This is a genomic window from Streptococcus gordonii, assembly GCF_001553855.1.
Lineage (GTDB): Bacteria > Bacillota > Bacilli > Lactobacillales > Streptococcaceae > Streptococcus > Streptococcus gordonii.
This window is the reverse complement of sequence record NZ_LQWV01000007.1, coordinates 1-715: the sequence shown is the minus strand read 5'-3', so window position 1 is coordinate 715 and position 715 is coordinate 1. Positions and strand designations below refer to the sequence as shown.

The 715-nt window shown below is 45.0% G+C and carries 1 protein-coding gene; it reads right to left on the bottom strand.

All coding sequences use genetic code 11. The annotated features are described in order from the left end of the window. Positions 1–715 (bottom strand): MSCRAMM family protein (locus AWH02_RS02955; protein ID WP_269083742.1); only part of this gene is annotated, 715 nt, incomplete at both ends.

The following is a 715-nucleotide window of genomic DNA, read 5'->3' as shown; positions in this document are numbered from 1 at the left end:
ACGACCTTGTTGTCTTCACCTTTAGAGTCTTTTTCGCCAACGTTTGTCACTTCCACTGTGCCGTCGTGTTTGACTTGGAAAGTAATATCCGTTACTTTGAGGTAACCGGTTGGAGCTGCTTCCTCATGGAAGGTGTAAGTACCTGGGGCCAAGTTGAGATCTTTAGACTTACCAGCTTCTGAAGTCCAGTTTTCTACTGCATCTCCTTCTGCCTTATCGCCCTTGTAGATCTTGATCTGAGCTCCCGCGATTTCTGTTCCACCAAGGCTAACCTTGCTGAAGGTAATCTTACGTGGAAGATCGTCGTCTTTGTCGGTTACTGTAACAGTTGAACCATTGGTAACAACTTTGTTTTCTTCACCCTTAGAGTCTTTTTCTCCAACATTGGTCACTTCCACTGTACCGTCATGTTTGACTTGGAAAGTGATGTCAGTCACCTTGAGGTAACCGGTTGGAGCTGCTTCCTCATGGAAGGTGTAAGTACCTGGAGCCAAGTTGAGATCTTTAGACTTACCAGCTTCTGAAGTCCAGTTTTCTACTGCATCTCCTTCAGCTTTCTCGCCCTTGTAGATCTTGATTTGAGCACCTGCGATTTCTTCTCCACCAAGGCTGACCTTACTGAAGGTAATCTTACGTGGAAGATCGTCGTCTTTGTCGGTTACTGTAACAGTTGAACCATTGGTAACAACTTTGTTTTCTTCACCCTTAGAGTCTT